The 16645-nt window shown below is 70.7% G+C and carries 13 protein-coding genes; 7 read left to right on the top strand and 6 right to left on the bottom strand.

The window, feature by feature from the left end:
- Positions 1-129 precede the first annotated feature (129 nt).
- From ligD to LXN57_RS36990, 4 genes are read right to left on the bottom strand one after another with little or no spacing between them, the layout of a single operon-like run.
- Positions 130-1092 carry a non-homologous end-joining DNA ligase gene (gene ligD, locus LXN57_RS37005; protein ID WP_251802878.1) on the bottom strand — a complete coding sequence of 321 codons (963 nt, stop codon included), beginning with the start codon at positions 1090-1092 and terminating at the stop codon, positions 130-132.
- Between the two features lie 57 nt (positions 1093-1149).
- Positions 1150-2901 (bottom strand): acyl-CoA dehydrogenase, encoded by a 1752-nt coding sequence (locus tag LXN57_RS37000; protein WP_251802877.1) that lies wholly within the window; start codon positions 2899-2901, stop codon positions 1150-1152.
- Positions 2902-2915: 14 nt separating this feature from the next.
- Complete coding sequence (locus LXN57_RS36995) at positions 2916-4703, bottom strand: sensor domain-containing diguanylate cyclase (protein WP_251802876.1); 1788 nt, start codon at positions 4701-4703, stop codon at positions 2916-2918.
- 40 nt (positions 4704-4743) lie between these two features.
- On the bottom strand, positions 4744-6669 hold the full coding sequence (locus LXN57_RS36990; protein ID WP_251802875.1) for an alpha-amylase family protein: 1926 nt from the start codon (positions 6667-6669) through the stop codon (positions 4744-4746).
- 71 nt (positions 6670-6740) lie between these two features.
- Here LXN57_RS36990 and LXN57_RS36985 point away from each other — a divergent pair, with 71 nt between their 5' ends.
- From LXN57_RS36985 to LXN57_RS36965, 5 genes are all read left to right on the top strand, one after another.
- Entirely contained in the window at positions 6741-8438 is a 1698-nt protein-coding gene (locus LXN57_RS36985; RefSeq protein ID WP_251802874.1) for an alpha/beta hydrolase, read from the top strand.
- Between the two features lie 139 nt (positions 8439-8577).
- Positions 8578-8733, top strand: a complete 156-nt coding sequence (locus LXN57_RS36980) for a hypothetical protein (RefSeq protein WP_250037880.1) — start codon at positions 8578-8580, stop codon at positions 8731-8733.
- Between the two features lie 163 nt (positions 8734-8896).
- Positions 8897-9787 (top strand): aminoglycoside phosphotransferase family protein, encoded by an 891-nt coding sequence (locus LXN57_RS36975; RefSeq protein WP_251802929.1) that lies wholly within the window; start codon positions 8897-8899, stop codon positions 9785-9787.
- 45 nt (positions 9788-9832) lie between these two features.
- Entirely contained in the window at positions 9833-11641 is a 1809-nt protein-coding gene (locus LXN57_RS36970; RefSeq protein WP_251802873.1) for a penicillin acylase family protein, read from the top strand.
- 4 nt (positions 11642-11645) lie between these two features.
- Positions 11646-12095, top strand: a complete 450-nt coding sequence (locus LXN57_RS36965; RefSeq protein ID WP_251802872.1) for a YdeI/OmpD-associated family protein — start codon at positions 11646-11648, stop codon at positions 12093-12095.
- 144 nt (positions 12096-12239) lie between these two features.
- On the opposite strand, the gene LXN57_RS36960 is transcribed toward LXN57_RS36965, so the two are convergent.
- Together LXN57_RS36960 and LXN57_RS36955 are read right to left on the bottom strand one after the other, a co-directional pair.
- Complete coding sequence (locus LXN57_RS36960; protein WP_251802871.1) at positions 12240-12491, bottom strand: hypothetical protein; 252 nt, start codon at positions 12489-12491, stop codon at positions 12240-12242.
- Positions 12492-12663: 172 nt separating this feature from the next.
- Positions 12664-13878, bottom strand: a complete 1215-nt coding sequence (locus LXN57_RS36955) for a hypothetical protein (protein WP_251802870.1) — start codon at positions 13876-13878, stop codon at positions 12664-12666.
- A gap of 196 nt (positions 13879-14074) precedes the next feature.
- On the opposite strand from LXN57_RS36955, the gene LXN57_RS36950 reads away from it, so the two are divergent.
- Both LXN57_RS36950 and LXN57_RS36945 read left to right on the top strand, forming a co-directional pair.
- A complete protein-coding gene (locus tag LXN57_RS36950; protein WP_251802869.1) occupies positions 14075-14782 on the top strand; it encodes a SemiSWEET transporter in 708 nt (235 codons plus the stop codon).
- A gap of 86 nt (positions 14783-14868) precedes the next feature.
- Complete coding sequence (locus tag LXN57_RS36945) at positions 14869-16527, top strand: alpha/beta fold hydrolase (RefSeq protein ID WP_251802868.1); 1659 nt, start codon at positions 14869-14871, stop codon at positions 16525-16527.
- Positions 16528-16645 lie beyond the last annotated feature (118 nt).

Here is a 16645-nt window from a genome sequence, read left to right as displayed (position 1 = left end):
TCAGGGTCGGATCGCACCACTTCGGCGGCCGGCCCGATTACGCAGATGGCCACGACGAACCAGAGGAACGGTGCTATCCGGTGCAGGACGACACGGCGCCGATCGTGACTGACCCCGGCAAGGGTGAGGTCAGGCGTCGGCGGGGCCCTCGAGGCCGGATTTCTCGTCTCGGTCGGCCCACTCGAGCAGGGTGGCGAGGGAGTGGTGATGGTTGTCGATGGTGGCGTGCAGGTCGCCCAGCTCGGCGAAGCGGGCCGGGACCGTCCGGATGGTGAAGTCGCGGGGGTCGGCGTCGGGGATCTCGGCCCACGTGACGGGGGTGGAGACGGTCGCGGTGGGGACGCCTCGTACCGAGTAGGCGCTGGCGATCGTGTGGTCCCGGGCGTTCTGGTTGTAGTCGACGAACAGCTTTTCGGGGTCGCGGTCCTTGCGCCACCACGTGGTGGTCACGTCCTCGGGGGCCCGGCGCTCGACCTCGCGGGCGAAGGCCAGCGCGGCCCGGCGTACGTCGGAGAAGCCCCAGGACGGCTCGATGCGCACGTAGATGTGCAGGCCGCGGCCGCCCGAGGTCTTGGGGTAGCCGGTGATGCCCAGGTCCTCGAGCACCTCGTGGGCGGCCGCGGCCACCCGGCGGACCCGGTCGTAGGGGCAGTCGGGCATCGGGTCGAGGTCGATGCGCCACTCGTCGGGTTTCTCGGTGTCGGCGCGGCGGGAGTTCCACGGGTGGAATTCGACGGTCGACATCTGGACGGCCCAGATGACGTCGGCCGCCTTGGTCACGCACAGTTCGTCGGCGTGGCGGTTGTAGCGCGGGAACGTCACCCGCACTGTCTCGAGCCAGGGCGGGGCGCCGTGCGGAACCCGCTTCTGGTGCACCTTTTCGCCGGCCAGGCCGTCGGGGAAGCGGTGCAGCATGCACGGGCGCTCACGCAGCGCGCGCACGATGCCGTCACCGACCGACAGGTAGTAGTGGACCAGGTCGAGCTTGGTCAGGCCGAGGTCCGGGAAGTAGACGCGGTCGGGGTTCGACACACGCACGGTGAGGTCGCCGACCTCCACCTCGATCGCGGGGCTCTTGCTCGAAGAGGCCATGCGATCAACATAGCCGCTGATTCGTGGCCGGGGCGGTCCCCGGCCACGAACCCGGCGTCAGCCCAGGCAGGTGTCGTCCATGTCGGCCAGCAGGGTGTCGCCCGAGTCGAGCAGGTCGAGCAGCGGGACGATGCGGGGCAGCTCGTGGGTGAGGAAGTAGCGGGCGGCCAGGCGCTTGCCGTCGTAGAAGGGGCCTTCCTTGCCCTCGGCCGCCGCCAGCTGCGACAACCAGAGCCAGGCGATCACCAGGTGGCCGGTCGCTTCCAGGTACGCCGTGGAGTTGGCCAGGGCGGCGGTCGGGTCGCCGCCGGCCCACAGTTTGCGGGTGGTCGCGGCCAGCCGGTCGCACAGCGCGACGACCGGCCGGCCCAGCTCGGCCGGCGCCGCCACGGCCGTGGTCACGATGCGCCCGATCAGCAGCTGGAGCCCGGCCCCGCCGCGCATGACCACCTTGCGGCCCAGCAGGTCGAGGCCCTGGATGCCGTCGGTGCCCTCGTGGATCGAGTTGAGCCGGTTGTCGCGGTAGAACTGCTCGACCGGGTATTCGCGCGTGTAGCCGTAGCCGCCGTGCACCTGGATGGCGTGGTCGTTGGCCAGGCGGCACCACTGGGACGGCCACGCCTTGACGATCGGCGTCAGCACGTCGAGCAGCAGGTCGTTCTCGTCGGAGGGCTCGTCGAGCAGCTTGGCCGCGAACAGGATCAGCGCCAGGCCGCCCTCGACGTACGACTTGGAGGCGAGCAGCATGCGCCGCACGTCGGGGTGCCGCACGATCGGCACGGGCGGGGCCAGCGGATCTTTGTCGGCCACCGGGCGGCCTTGGGTGCGCTCGCGCGCGTAGTCGAGCGCGTGCAGATACCCGGTGTAGCCCAGAGCCACCGCGCCCGCGCCGACCCCGATCCGGGCCTCGTTCATCATCTGGAACATGTAGGCCAGGCCCTTGCCCTCCTCGCCGACCAGGTAGGCGGTGGCGTCGTCGAACGAGAGCACGGCGTTGGTCGTGCCGCGGTAGCCCATTTTGTGGTTGAGCCCGGACAGCGACACCCCGTTGCGTTCGCCGACCGTGCCGTCGGCCTCGACGTGGTGCTTGGGCACGATGAACAGCGACAGCCCCTTGACCCCGGCCGGCGCGCCGGCGGCCCGAGCGAGCACAAGGTGCACGATCGTCTCGCCGAGCTCGTGGTCGCCGCCCGAAATCCACATCTTGGAGCCGGTCAGCCGATATGTCCCATCAGGAGAGACGACAGCGCGCGTCGTGACATCGCTCAGCGAGGAGCCGGCCTGAGGCTCGGACAGGCACATCGTGCCGGTGAAGCGGCCGTCGAGCATCGGCCGCACGAAGCGGTCGATCTGGTCGGCCGTCCCGTGCGTCAGCAGGAGGTTCGCGTTGCCGGCCGTGAGCAGGGAGTAGGACGAGGTCGCGATGTTCGCCGCCTGGAACCAGGCGAAGCAGGCACGCGCGACCACGTGGGGCATCTGCAGCCCGCCCACGGACGAGTCCATCGTGGCGCTGAGCAGCCCGGTCTCGTTGAAGACCTTGAGCGCCGCCGCCACCTCGGGGATCAGCGAGACCCGTACGCCGTCGAAGGTCGGCTCCTCGAGGTCGGAGCGACGGTTGTGGGGTGCGAAGTCACGCTCGGCGATCTGGGCCGAGACGTCGAGGAAGGCGTCGAACGTCTCGCGGGAGTGCTCGGCGAACCTCTCCCGGGCCGTGAGCGCCTCGACGTCGAGCCACTCGTACAGCAGGAAGTCGAGATCACGTCGCGAAAGGATCTTGGAGGACACCGCCGGCACCGCCGTTCTTCTCATCGGGCGAGGGGTCTTCAGTCTGCCGCACGGTGCCTTCCCGCTCGTGCCTGTGGATAACCTCGCGAGTGCTTGACCGCGTACATCGCGTGGTCCGCGGCCCGCAACGCCTCGTCCGGATCGGTGGAGCCGGCCGCCAGGTGCGCGCCGACGCTGGCCCCGATCCGCACCTCGGTCCCGCCCACGACGAACGGCGCCGAGACGGCCTCCCGGATGCGGGCGCTCATCGCCTCGCTGTCGGACGGCCCGATCACTCCCGGCATGAGGATGACGAACTCGTCGCCACCCACCCGGGCCAGCACGTCCTGCTCGCGGACGCAGGCCGTCAGCCGCGCCGCGACCTGCCGCAGCAGGTCGTCGCCGGCCTCGTGCCCGTGCGCGTCGTTGACCGGCTTGAACCCGTCGAGGTCGACGAAGAGGACGGCCACCGGCTGCTCCCGCAGGGAGGCGCCGAGCGCGTCCTGCATGCGGCGGCGGTTGGGCAGGCCGGTGAGCGCGTCGTGCTGCGCCTCGTGGGCCAGCCGCTCCTGGAAGGCTCGGTTCTCGGAGATGTCGCGGGCGTTGATGACGATGCCGTGCAGCGACGGGTTGTGCATCTGGTTGGACGCGGTGAACTCGAACCAGCGGAAGTCGCCGGCCGCCGAGCGCACCCGGCACTGCAGCCGCAGCACCTCGTCCCGGTTGGCCAGCAGCCGGCCGAACTGGTCGCGCATGTACGGCTGGTCCTCCGGGTGCACGAGGTCGAAGACGCTGGTGCCGACCAGCACGCCCTCGCCGTAGCCGAGGACGGCAGCGGCGCTGGGGCTCGAGTACGCGATGGTGCCGTTGGCGCTGAGCACCGACACCAGGTCGGGGGCGTGCTGGAACAGGGCCTGGAAACGCTCGTCGGCCCGGCGGCGCTGGGTCTGGGTGCGGTAACCGAGCAGGAACATGGCGAGCACGCCGATCAGCAGCATCGCGCCCAAGGTCATGTTGAGCGTCTGGCTCTTGGCGTGCACGGCGCCGTCGAACGACTTCTTGGTCTGGGCGCGGACGTAGGACCAGCCACCGGGCAGTCCGCCGACCGTGATGGCGATCATCTCGGTGCCGGCGACGGTGGTGTACTCGACGAACCCGCCCTCGGGCCGGGCGGCCAGGGCGTTGCGGATGGCCGGGTCGATCTGGGCGCCCAGCTGCTTCGCCCGGTTGGTGGCGGCGATGGTGCCGGTGCTGTCGACGACCGCGGTCTGGTGCACGTCCGAGCTGAGCGTCACGGTGTACTGCTGGAGGTCGGTCGTGGCCACGTTGTTGAGGCCGACCAGCACGGCCGCCGGGGCGCCGCCGACCACCACCGGGACGCCGACCGCCTCGAGGTACGTGCCGTCGACCCCCATGATGGACGAGAAGCCGGCCTTGGCGCCGCTTCTGAGCATCGCGAACAGCGGTTTCCAGCCGGTGTGGCCGGCTGCGGGCACGCCCGTGGCCCGCGAGCTGTTGAGGACGTTGCCGTCCAGGTCGACCAGCAGGGCCCCGTACTTGAAGGTGTTGCTCTTGGCGGCGAAGGCACGCAGCAGCTCGCGGTCGAGGGCGTTGCCCCGGCCGAGGTGCAGGGAGTTGTCGCCGAGGAAGTCGCCGATCTCGCCGGCCGACAGCAGCTGCAACCGGCCCACGAGGGTGCTGTTGTTCACGGCCAGAGCCCGGGAGTCGGCCAGGTGAACGTCGTCGGCCGCCTTGAGGGCCGACCGGTTGACCAGGAAGCCGATGGTGCCCGCAGCAGCCAGCAGCACCACGCCGACCACTACGGCGATCCAGTTGCGCAGCCGCATGACCTCTTGATCGGCAGCGCGGCACGCTACTGAACGGAAATCACCGCTCGATCAGCCAGACGAACCCGAGCCCGGGCAGGTGGGCCCGTCCTTCGCGTACGACGAGAGGACCGTCGCTGCTCAGGGCGGTCTCCAGCCAGCCGTAGTGCCCGATCGCGGCCGCCTCGACCGTCTGCTCCTGTTCGCTGAAGTTGGCCAGCCCGATGAACGTCCCACTCCGCGGGTGCCGCCGGCGCCAGGCGAAGACGTGCCCGTTGTCGACGCCGACGACGGCCGTCTCGCCGCCGCCGCGCAGGGCCAGCAGATCCTTGCGGGCGGCGACCAGTTCCCGCAGCCCGGCGAAGACCCGGCCCTCCAGCGTCGCCGGATCGTGCCGGCGACCGGCGACCGCCCAGTCCATGTAAGGCCGGTGCATCCAGCGGTTGTCGCCGGCGAGCGCGGGGTCGTCGCGGTACGACAGGTCGTTGCGCATCGCGAGTTCGTCGCCCATGTAGATCAGCGGGATCCCGCCGTACGCGAAAGCGACGGCATGCAGCAGGAGCAGACGCCGCACGCCGTCGGGCCAGCTCGCCGGGTCGGCCGTGATCCCGCACAGCGAGGCGGCCGAGCCCGAGATCCGCGCGTCCCCGGTGACCGGATTTTCCTGAAAAAGGCCCCCTTGGGCGTACGAGCCGTCGAAGCGGCCCGAGAAGAACGCGTTGAGAAAATTGCGGTGGTTCCACCAGTCCCAGCCGACCGCCGCCGCATCCTCCGCGCTGACCGCCCAGCCGATGTCGTCGTGCCCGCGCACGTAGCTCACCCAGCTCGCCTCGGCCGGGATCGGCTTCATCCGGGCCAGCGACTGGGCCATCAGGCGCGCGTCCCTGGTGGCCAGGCTGCTCCAGAGCATGACCATGAGCTGGTTGTGGTAGGCCAGCTCGCACTCCGGCCGGTAGCGGTCGTGCCCGCCGAGATAGGGCACCAGGTCGTCGGGCGCCACAATCGCCTCAGCCTTGAAGATCACGCCGGGGGCGGCCACCCGGACCAGCGCGTGCAGCGCCTGCACGATCCGGTGCACCTCGGGCTCGTTGAGGCACGTCGTGCCGAGCCGCTTCCAGAGGAACGGCACGGCGTCGAGGCGGAAGACGTCGACGCCCCGGTTGGCCAGCCACAGGATCGTCTCGAGCATCGCCCGGAACACGTTCGGACTGGCCCAGTTGAGGTCCCACTGGTAGCTCCAGAACGTGGTCCAGACCCACTTGCCGTCGAATTCCGTGAACGAGCCGGGAGCGCGGTCCGGGAAGACCGGGACGATCGTGCGCTCGTACGCGTCGGGCATCTCGCGGTCGGGAAAGGACATGTAGAAGTCCGCGTACGCCGGGTCGCCCGCCCGCCAGGACTCGGCCCACGGGTGCTCCTTGGCCGTGTGGTTGAGTACCAGATCGACGCAGAGGCTCATGCTGCGCTCGCGCAACCGGCCGGCCAGTTCGCTCAGGTCGTCCATCGTGCCCAGCCGCGGATCGACCGCCCGGTAGTCGCGCACCGCGTAGCCGCCGTCGTTCTCGCCGGGCCGGGGTTCCAGCAGCGGCATCAGGTGCAGATAGGTAACACCCAACTCGTCCAGATAGTCCAAGTTGTCGGCCACCGCACGAAGCGACCCGGCGAACCGGTCGGCGTAACAGACGTACCCGACCTGCCGCGCCCGTTGATACCAGCGCGGGTCGATCTCCCGCCGCCGATCGAGCTCACGCAGAGCGACCGGACGATCGCCCGCCGCGTCCAAGAGCACCTCAACCAGGTCGTTCAGCTCGACCTTGCCGTAGACAACCTCCAGCGGCTCGTAGATGTCGAGGAGCGAGGTGGCCAATCGGGCAAGGAACGCAAGCGCCTCCGAGCGGCCCAGCCGATCGGTGGCGCCGGGGGTCAAAGATGGAAGCAGGGCCTCGAACGCGCTTGCGGCCCGGGTGCGAACGGAAGATCCTGCCATCGGGTCAACGTAACCTTCGGTGGCGCGCGGGTCACGCATATCGACGGCGGGGGCAAGGGGCGGGGGAGCCGATGCGCAAAATGGTGATACCGGCGCCCCTCATTCCCGTGCCGCGCAGGGTCATCTCGTCGGCGACGGCGCCGACCGTCGTTCCCCGCCGCCGGCTCGTCCGCTGCGGGCTGAGCATCACCGGCATGGGCCTCTGCGCGATCTTCTACTGCCTCACCTACACGCCGTCCCTGCTGCCCAGGCCCTGGTTCCTGCAAGGGGTCGTGGCCGGGCTCACTGCTTCCTTCGGGTACGCCGGGGGAACGGCCGTCGGGGCGATGGTCCGCCTGCGCTGGTGGCCGTCGCGCCGGGTCGAGCGGATCGCCTGGCGGGTGCTGTTCGTGCTGGTCCCGCCCCTGATCCTGCTGTTCTTGTGGCTCGGCGTGCGGTGGCAGCGCGACCTGCGCATCCGCCTCGGCATGCCGCCGCAGCAGGAGTACGACCTCATCCGTACGGTGGGAATCAGCCTGATCACCTTCGGCGCGCTGCTGTTGCTGGCCCGCTGCCTGCGGCTGGCCGCGCACGGTTTCGCCCGGCTCTTCGGCCGCCTCGTCCCCGAATCAGCGGCGTACTGCGCCGGCTTCGTGGTGGTGACCCTGCTCAGCTACACCGCGTTCGACGGCATCCTGGTCAGCAACCTGTTCACCAGCGCCGACCGCTCGGCCGCGCTCACCGACAGCGGCACCGGGAACGGGGTCGTGCAACCGGCCTCCGCCCTGCGCTCGGGCAGCCGGAGCTCGCTGATCAGCTGGGACTCGCTGGGCCGCCAGGGCCGCAACTTCGTGACCAAGGCGCCCGCGATCGACCAGCTCAGCGCGTTCAGCGGCCGCACCGCGCTCGACCCGGTGCGCATCTACGCCGGCCTCTCCTCGGCCGACACGGTCGAGGAAAGAGCGGCCCTCGTCGTCCGGGAAATGGACCGCGCCCACGCCTGGGACCGCGCGGTCGTCGCCGTCTTCACCCCCACCGGCACCGGCTGGGTGGACAACGACGTGCCGAGCTCCCTCGAATACATGTACGGCGGCAACACGGCCCTGGTGTCGATGCAGTACAGCTACCTGCCGAGCTGGATCTCGTTCGCGGTCGACCGCACCAAGGTCGTCGACGCGGCCTCGGCCCTGATCGGCGCCGTCCGCCAGCGCTGGGCCGCGATGCCGGCCACCGACCGCCCCAAGCTCCTCATCTTCGGCGAGAGCCTGGGCACGTACGGCACCGAGAAGACCTTCGGCACCGCCGACGCCATGGTCAACGGAGCCGACGGCATCCTGCTCGAGGGCCCCATGTTCGCCAACCCCATCCACCGCGAGCTGACCGCCGCCCGCGCCCCCGGTTCCCCGGTCTGGGATCCCACCTACCCCCAGCTGCCGGTCGAGTTCTCCTCCGAGTCCCACGAGCTCCGATACCTGGCCGGCCTGCCCCGCAAGGTCGTCTACATGCAGAACTCCTCGGACCCGGTCGTCTGGTGGAGCCCCAGCCTCCTCTGGCACAAGCCCGAGTGGCTGCACAACCAGCGCGGCCCCGACGTCACCCCCGACATGCACTGGTACCCGGTCATCACGTTCTGGCAGACCACCGTCGACCTGCTCTTCGCCAACAAGGCCCCCATCGGCCACGGCCACGTCTACAAGTCCGGAGCCGTCGACGGCTGGGCCGCCCTGGCACCCCCACCCGGCTGGACAGTCGGCGACACCCTCCGACTACGAGCCCTGCTCGACAACTGACGTACAGCTGTCCGCCTCTGTCGACAGCGTGTGCGGGCACTGCCAGCCGTACGGTGCCCATCGATGAGATTAGCTTCGTGACGTGTGGGGTACAGGATCCTCGGCGGGAGATGCCCGCCGGCGAAACGGAGCACAAGTCATGTTGATCGTAGGGCTCATCCTCCTGCTGTTGGGCATCTTCCTGAAGGTGTCGATTCTCTACACGATCGGAATCATTCTCCTGGTGATCGGTGCTGTGCTTTGGATCCTCGGCGCCGTCGGGCGTCCGGTCGGTGGCCGAAAAGTCTGGTTCTAGCGTTACTTGGCAGGCAATGCGGAAAGGGCGTCCCACTTCCAAGTGGACGCCCTTTCTTGTGCCCGGAGCCGAGGCGATAGACGCCCATGCAGCTGCGGGCCACGGCGTTCGCGCTAAACCGTTGGTGCGGCTCGGCTGGGACGGGTTAGCGTGCGCCGTGGCGATGCATGCGGATGAGGTTCGGGCCAGCCGTGAGCTGGTGCGGCGGCTGGTGGCGGCCCAATGCCCGCAGTGGGCCGGGCTGCCCGTCGCCGAGCTGCCGGGTGAGGTCGAGGGCACCGATCACGTGTTGTTCCGCCTGGGTGACGAGCTGGTCGCGCGGATGCCGAAGATCGGGTGGGCGGTGGGCCAGGCCGAGTCGGACGCGCGGTGGCTGCCTCTGCTTGCGCCCCTTCTTCCCGTACGGATACCCGTTCCGGTCTTTGTCGGTGAGCCCGGCTTTGGTTATCCGTGGCGTTGGAGCGTCGTGCCCTGGCTGCCGGGGAGCACGCCGCCGCGACTCGGTAGCGACGACGCCGTGCTGGCGCGCGACCTCGCGAGTTTTGTCCACGCGCTGCACGCCGTGGATCCGGTCGGTGGGCCGGTCGCCAAGGCCGGGGGGCGTGGGGCTCCGCTGCGCGACATCGACGCGAGCGTGCGGCGGGGGATGAGCCTGTTGTCCGAAGAGGACGGACTCGACCGGCCGGCGGTTGAGGCCGCGTGGGAGAAGGCGCTGGCGGCGCCCGAGTGGCATGGGGATCCGGTGTGGGTCCACGGCGATCTGCAGCCCGGCAACCTGATCACCGAGGACGGGCGGCTGACCGCGGTGGTCGACTTCGGCACGCTCGGTGTGGGTGATCCGGCGGTGGATGTGGCCGCGGCGCTGTGGACGTTCACCGGGGGCGCCCGGCAGGAATTTCGGCAGGCCGCCGGCTGCGACGACGCGACCTGGCGGCGGGCCTGCGGCTGGGCTCTGGCGTCGCTGAACGGCATCGACTACTACCGGCACACGTTTCCGCGGATGGCCGAGCACGGCCGTCGCATGGTCCGGGCGGCGATCGCCGAGCTGGGTTGAGGGAACGGGGTCGCCCGGTCGGCGAGGGCAGGGTAAGGATGGGGGATGCGGGTTTTCCGGGACGGGTACGGCGTTCCCCATCTTCGGGCGGACACGGTTGACGAGCTGGCGTTCCTGCAGGGGCGGGTGACGGCGCGCGACCGGCGCGAGCAGATCGATGTCGAGCGGCGGAGGTCCGAGGGACTGCTCTCCGAGTTGATCGGGCCGGACGGGCTGGGGTGGGACAGGTTCGCCCGGCGGGCCCGGATCGACGATACGGCGCGACGGTGCTTCGCCAACCTCGATCCGCGTACACGGCAGTGGCTCCGGGCGTACGCCGAAGGGGTGCGGGCCGAGGGGCTGGTCTGGCATCCGTGGTCGTCGCTCGGGGTGTTCCTCGCGCGGCACATCATGTTCGCCAGCTTTCCCAGCAAGATGTGGAACTCGCACGTCGAGCGCACCCTCGGGCCGGAGGCCGTCGCGTGGTTCTCGGCCGAGGCGGCGGCCAGTTCGGGCAGCAACGCCTGGGCCGTGCCGGGCATCGTCGCCGGCGATCCGCACCGGCTGATCGAACTGCCCGGCGTCTATCAGCAGATCCGGCTGTCGTGCCCGGAGTTCGACGTGGCCGGGCTGACCTTCGCGGGGGTGCCGGGCGTGCAGCATTTCGGGCACGCCGGCGGGGTGGCGTGGGCGGTCACCAACGCGATGGCCGACTATCAGGACCTGTTCGTCGAGGAGCTCCGGCGCACGGCCTCGGGGGTCGAGGCCCGCGGTCCCCAGGGTTGGGAGCCGGCTGAGGCGCATACCGAGACCATTCCCGTACGCGGTGGGGGCAGCGAGCTGGTCGAGGTCGTCGAAACCGCCCGGGGGCCGATCGTCGACGGCAGCCTGAGCCTGCGCACGCCCACCCGGGCCGGGTTCGACCTCGGCTTCGGCGCGCTGCTGCCGCTGCTGCACGCGTCCACGGTGGACGATGTCGCGGCCGCCCTCGAACGCTGGGTCGAGCCGGTCAACAGCATCCTCACGGCCGACACCACCGGGCGGGTCCTGCAGCTCACGGTGGGGCGCGTTCCGGTGCGCGACGACCGTAACGGTCGTGTCCCGGTGCCGGCCTGGGACCAGACCTACGCGTGGCAACCGGGCTACGTGCCGATGACCCGGGTCGAGGTCACGGGCATCGCCGTGAACGCCAACGACCGGCGGCCGGACACCGAGGCGTACGGGAACGCCTTCTCCTCGAAGGCGCGCGCCGACCGGATCCGTGAGCTGATCGATGAGGGCGTGCCTTCGCAGCGCATCCACATGGACACTCCGATGCGCGCGGAGAGCGTCGAGGCCGGCCGGCGGGCGGCCTGGCGCTCCGCGGTCGCGCGACGCCTGTACGAGCATCCGGCCCTGAAGCCCCTGATGGAGCCGCCCGGCTTCGACCCGCTCTTCGACAGCTGGACGAACCCGCGCGTCCGCATCGGCTCGGTGCTCGACGGCGTGCTGGCCGGGCTGGGGCTCACGGCGGCCGAGGTGGTCGATCCGGCGACCGTCGAATCGGGGCCCTGGGGCGAACGGCACCTGCTTGATCCCGTCCGGCTGCCGGGGTCGCGGACCGTCATTCCGCGCACCGAACTCTCGGGGGAACGCGACTCGGTGCTCTGCCTCAGCAGCATCCCGGGTATGACCGACCTGTGCTCGCGTGGCCCCGTCGCCCGCTACGTCTGGGACATCGCCGATCGGCAGCGCAGCCGCTGGGTCGTGCCGTTCGGCGCCGCGGGCGACCCGGACTCGCCACACTTCCTCGACCAGCTGCCACTGTGGGCCGCCGGCGAGCTGATTCCGCTCGTCACGGACTGGTCCGCGTTGATCGAGGAGCCATTAGGCTGAGGCCATGAGACTTCGTGCGGAGCTGCAGCGCACGGGCGCCACGACCACCGGTTTTCCAGTGCCCGACGAGTTCGTCGGCAAGCTCGGCGGCGGTGGCCGCCCCCGGGTCGTGGTCGTGCTGAACGGCTTCACCTTCCGCTCGTCGATCGCCAAGATGGGCGGCAGCTACTGGCTCGGCGTGAGCGCCGAGCGTCGCGAGGCGGCCGGGGTGAGCGGCGGCGAGACGTACGACGTCGAGGTCGAGCTCGACGCGGCCCCGCGCGAGATCGAGGCGCCCGACGATCTGCGCGCCGCGCTGGCGGCCGAACCGGCCGCGCGCGACTTCTGGGCGACGCTCTCGTTCTCGAACCAGCGCTATCACGTCGACCAGCTCACCGGGGCGAAGACGGCTGAGACCCGGGCCCGGCGCCTGGCCAAGTCGATCGCGCTGCTCAGCGCGGGCAAGGTTCGCTAGGGTCTGTTTCGACGGTTGCGAGCCGTCAGCGTTCGCGGCCGATCTTGCCGCGCTCATAGGCCTCGTCGATCGGCCTCATGAGGTCACAGCCTCGCTCCTTCGCGCGCTCACTGCGCTGATGGGGTACATGAGCTCGATGCCGACTCACCCCGGCTGGTTCAGGATGTTCGCCAGGACAACTAGAAAGATCGAGACCAGTGCGATCCAGACGGTGACCCTGATGACGACCCGGCCGATCCGGGCCATCTTGCTGTTCCCGGTGCCTTCGGCCAGCCGCCCCATCATTTCCTGCTGCGCCTCGAAGGTGAACGGGCTGCCACCGGTGTTGTCGTAGCTGCGTTTCAACCAGTCGCGGTCGGGATCCGGGTCCTGAATCGTTCCCACGCCGCCAAGCATGCGTCATCGGCGCCACTGCGGACCGTGGACGTGCAGTTCATCAAGTACGCCAAACCCCCCCAGCGAAGCGTCCAGCTACTGGCCGAACGGCTTCTGGGCTACCCCCGACGACGCCGCTGCTCGGATCGCGGACGGTTTCCGGAGTAGATGTGCGGCACGCGCTGTGGCGCCGCTAACCCGCCGGGCGGTAGGCGACCTCCGGGTCGAGCAGGCGGATCCAGGCCGGGCGCCACTGGGGGGCCCGGCCCGTCATCTCCTCGTACAGGTTGGTGCGCCACGGGCCGGAGACGCCGTCGTCGGCCCACCACTTGGGCCACGAGTCGTAGCGGCGCTCGACCAGGATCGCGGTCGGGGTGGTCTGCACGCGCAGGAACAACCACCGCCCGTACCGGGGGTCGGACTCGGCCCGGCGCAGATTGCGTACCAGCCCGCTGATCTGCTGGAAGGTGCCGAAGCGGGGCCCGCCGGGGGAGTCGGCGGGCGGGTGCTTGCCGCCCTGCACGCTCAGGCTGGTCGCGTCGGCGTAGGCGAGCACCGTGCACCGGCCGTCCTGCTGGGGTGAGCGCTCGCGCATCCACGCGGCCAGCGCCTCGAGCTCGGCCGTGCCGGGCGGCTCGGGGCGGTTCAGCTCGGCTGCGTCCTGCATGGCCGCCCAGACCAGGCGGTCGTGCTCGCCCTGGCTGAGTCGCCGCACCCGGCGCATCGGCGGGCGCTCGCCCGGCGGGATGCGTGGCGGCCGGGTGCCGGCCGTGAGGCCACCCCGGCCGGCGGCGAACAGCGCGGCCCGCAGGTCGAGCGCGGGATCGGTGAGCCGGCCGAGCAACCGCTCGAAGGACGACCCGGTGATCTCGCCGCGCACGGCGGCGGTCAGCAGGTCCTCGCCGGCGCTGCGCACCTCGTCGCGGGCGGCCGGGGTGCGCAGCTCGTGCCGGCCCCACTCGTGGACGACCTCGGCCAGCTCCTGCAGGGTGGCCTCGGTGCTGAGCACCGGCGCCACGGTGTGGGTCAGCCCGTCGCTCAAACCGTCCCGGTAGCGGGTGCGTGACCAGCGGCCCTCGGCGTGCCACACGACGAAGCCGAGGCGGTCGGCCTCGGCCAGCGCGGTCAGGTCGTCCCAGGGCAGCCATTCGGGCGCGCCGGTGAGCACGTCGATCGGCGGGTCGGCGTCGACCGTGGCGCTGTGGTCGCGGTCGTAGCCGAACAGCACCGCCCGCGCGCCGTCGACCAGCGCCAGCCGGGCCCAGCTGCCGCCGTGGTCGTCGTGGTGCGCGCCGCGCTCGTCGACGAACCACACGTCGGCGTAGCCGATGCCGGTCAGCGCCGCGGAGAGCGTCGCCCAGCGCGTCCAGAGCAGTCCGGGCGCCGGCAGATCAACGTCGGTGAGCATCCGTCCACTGTGCCAAACGGCCACCGCCGGGTGTCACCCCCCTGGCGGCTTTTGCGCCTTACCTCCGCGAAAACTCCCGGACCGGGCGGTTGCCGTCGGGGAGCACCTGGTTGCGGGCCGGTGGCAGCCGGTCAGGAGCTCCGGTTTCCCGGCGAAGTGACACCTGTTGCCCAGCTCCCGACCCGAGAAATGGATCATGCTTACCTACGCCCTCGGCCTCGTCGCCGCCGTGCTGTCCGTGTCTCTCTCCTGGCCCCAGGTCTACAGGTCGTGCGTTCAGCGGCGCACGAGCGGCCTGTCCGCCACGGCCTGCGCGCTCGGGGTGGCGATGCCGATCGGGTGGATCAGCTACGGCCTGCTGGCCGGTCAGTGGCTCCAGGTGATGACGAACGCGGCGACCGGCCTGACCGGGCTGGCGATCATGGCCGCCCTGCTGATCACGCAGCCCCGGCTGCGTTCCCGGGCAGCGTTGCGGGTCGCCGCCACCAGCGCCGGCGCGGTGCTGGCAGCCGCGCTGATCAGCCTCGGTGCGGCCGCTCTGCCCGGCGTGAGCGGGCACGGGGCGGCCTCCGTGCTGGGCACGCTGCTGGCCGGTATCTCCTTCGTCTCGGCGATTCCGCAGCCGCTCGCCCTGCTGCGCGACCGCCACCTCGATCTGTCGGGCCTCTCGCCGCTGCGCTGGCGGATGGCGGCCGGGGCGTGCGCGTCCTGGATGACGTACGGGATCGTGACCGCCCAGCCGGCGCTCTTCGCCTCGTCGGGCGTGGGCCTGATCAGCGCCGCCATCGTCTGCACCGTGCTCCACCGGCGCCGCGAGCGCACGGTCGTGCCGGTCACCCGGATCATCCGTCCGGTCTGGCGCGACTCCGTCACCACTCGCACCCCGGCGATGGCCGGCGTCTGACAGACCTTCCTTCGTGCATCGACTTCCTAGAATGCCTGGGGTCGCGGCGACGAGGCCGCGATCCCAACTGCAGAAGGGTCGCCCGTATGCCGTTGAAGAAGCACCGACTACTGACCGCGGCGCTGGCCGGAATCGTCCTGACCGGCGTGGCCGTTGCCCCCGCCACCGCCGGCGGGTTGCGCGTTCTCACCGACGCGGTGCCCACGCCGAAGCTCGGCTGGTACAAGTGTTACGAGATCGCCGAGTGCGCCACCGTCCGGCTGCCGCTCGACTATCGCAAGCCCAAGGGCCCGACGACCGAGATCGCCGTGTTGCGGGTCAAGGCCAGGAACCAGGCCAAGCGCGTCGGCAGCCTGTTCGTGAACCCCGGCGGCCCGGGCGGGTCGTCGACCTCGTTCGCGCTGGCCGCCCCCGAGTTCCTCAGCGACTCCCTGCTCGAGCGCTTCGACGTCGTGGGTGTCGACCCTCGCGGCATCGGCGCCAGCGAGCAGGTCAAGTGCTTCCCCTCCGTGCGCGCCCAGACCGAGGTGCTCGGTCTGATGAACGTTCCGTTCCCGGTCACCGCGGCCGAGGAGCGGAACTACGTCGCCGGGTCGAAGATGCTGGGCCGGGCCTGCTCGACCACCGGCAAGCCGCTCACCGCGTTCTCGTCCACCGCTGAGGTGGCCCGCGACATGGAGGTCGTGCGCCGCGCCGTGGGGGACAAGAAGCTCACCTACCTCGGCTTCAGCTACGGCAGCGCGCTGGGCCAGTACTACGCGAACATGTTCCCCGACCGTTTCCGGGCGCTGGTGGTCGACGGCGTCCTCAATCCCGACGCGTGGGTCGGCAACCCGGGGCAGATCCTCGACCAGCGGCTGCGGTCGGGCGATGGCGCGTACAAGGCGTTGATCGAGATTTTGAAGCGCTGCGACAAGGCCGGCGAGAAGAAGTGCGTCTTCGCGGCGGGCGACCCGGTCAAGCGTTTCGCCCAGGTGGCCGACCGGCTCAAGACCAAGCCGGTCGAGTTCCCGGACGGCGCGGGCGGCACGATCAAGGTCACGTACGCGATCTTCATCGGCGCCGTGCTCGGCACGCTCTACAGCACCGATGCGGGCGCCGGGGTCACGCAGCTCGCCGCCGAGGTGGCCGCGGTGCAGGCGGGCGGCTCGCCGGCTGCTCTGCTCAAGCGGGTCAACGCGACGAAGGCGGCTCGGGCCTACGACTTCCCGTACGACAACGGCTTCGAGGCCGGCAGCACGGTGATCTGCACCGACGGCAGGCACCCGGCCCGCGCCGAGTCGTGGCCGGCCGCCGTCGACCGCCGCGAACACCAAGCGCCGTACTTCGGCCGCTCGTGGGGCTGGGTCGACAGTCAGTGCGCCGGCCAGACCTGGACGGTGCGCGACCCGAACGCGTACACCGGGCCGTTCACCAAGCGCACGACGAACAAGTTCCTGATCGTCGGCAACTACTGGGATCCGGCGACCAACTATCAGGGCGCCGTGTCGTCGCGGCGGCTGGCCCCGAACGCCAGCCTGCTCTCCAGCAACAACTGGGGCCACACGGCGTACGGCTCCGGGGTCTGCGCCACCACGGCGATCGACACCTATCTGCTGACCGGTAAGGCGCCGAAGGACGGCAAGGTCTGCACCGATGCGGCGCAGCCGTTCACCACGCCGTTGCCGTCGACCATGTCGGCGACCGTGGCGGGTAAGCAGAGACCGCCGGTGGTCTCGCCGCGCCCGGTCTCGATTCTGGGCTGAGCGGAAGTGGGGGGGGGCGGGGGGGGCGCCCCCCCCCCCCCCCGACCGCGACCGCCTGCTCCCCGGCTACGGCTGGATCTTCGGCCTGGGTGACGGCCGGGTCAACGTGGGCCTGGGC

Source organism: Paractinoplanes hotanensis (assembly GCF_023717965.1).
Classification (GTDB): Bacteria; Actinomycetota; Actinomycetes; order Mycobacteriales; family Micromonosporaceae; genus Actinoplanes; species Actinoplanes polyasparticus.
This window is presented reverse-complemented; position numbering and strand designations above follow the sequence as displayed.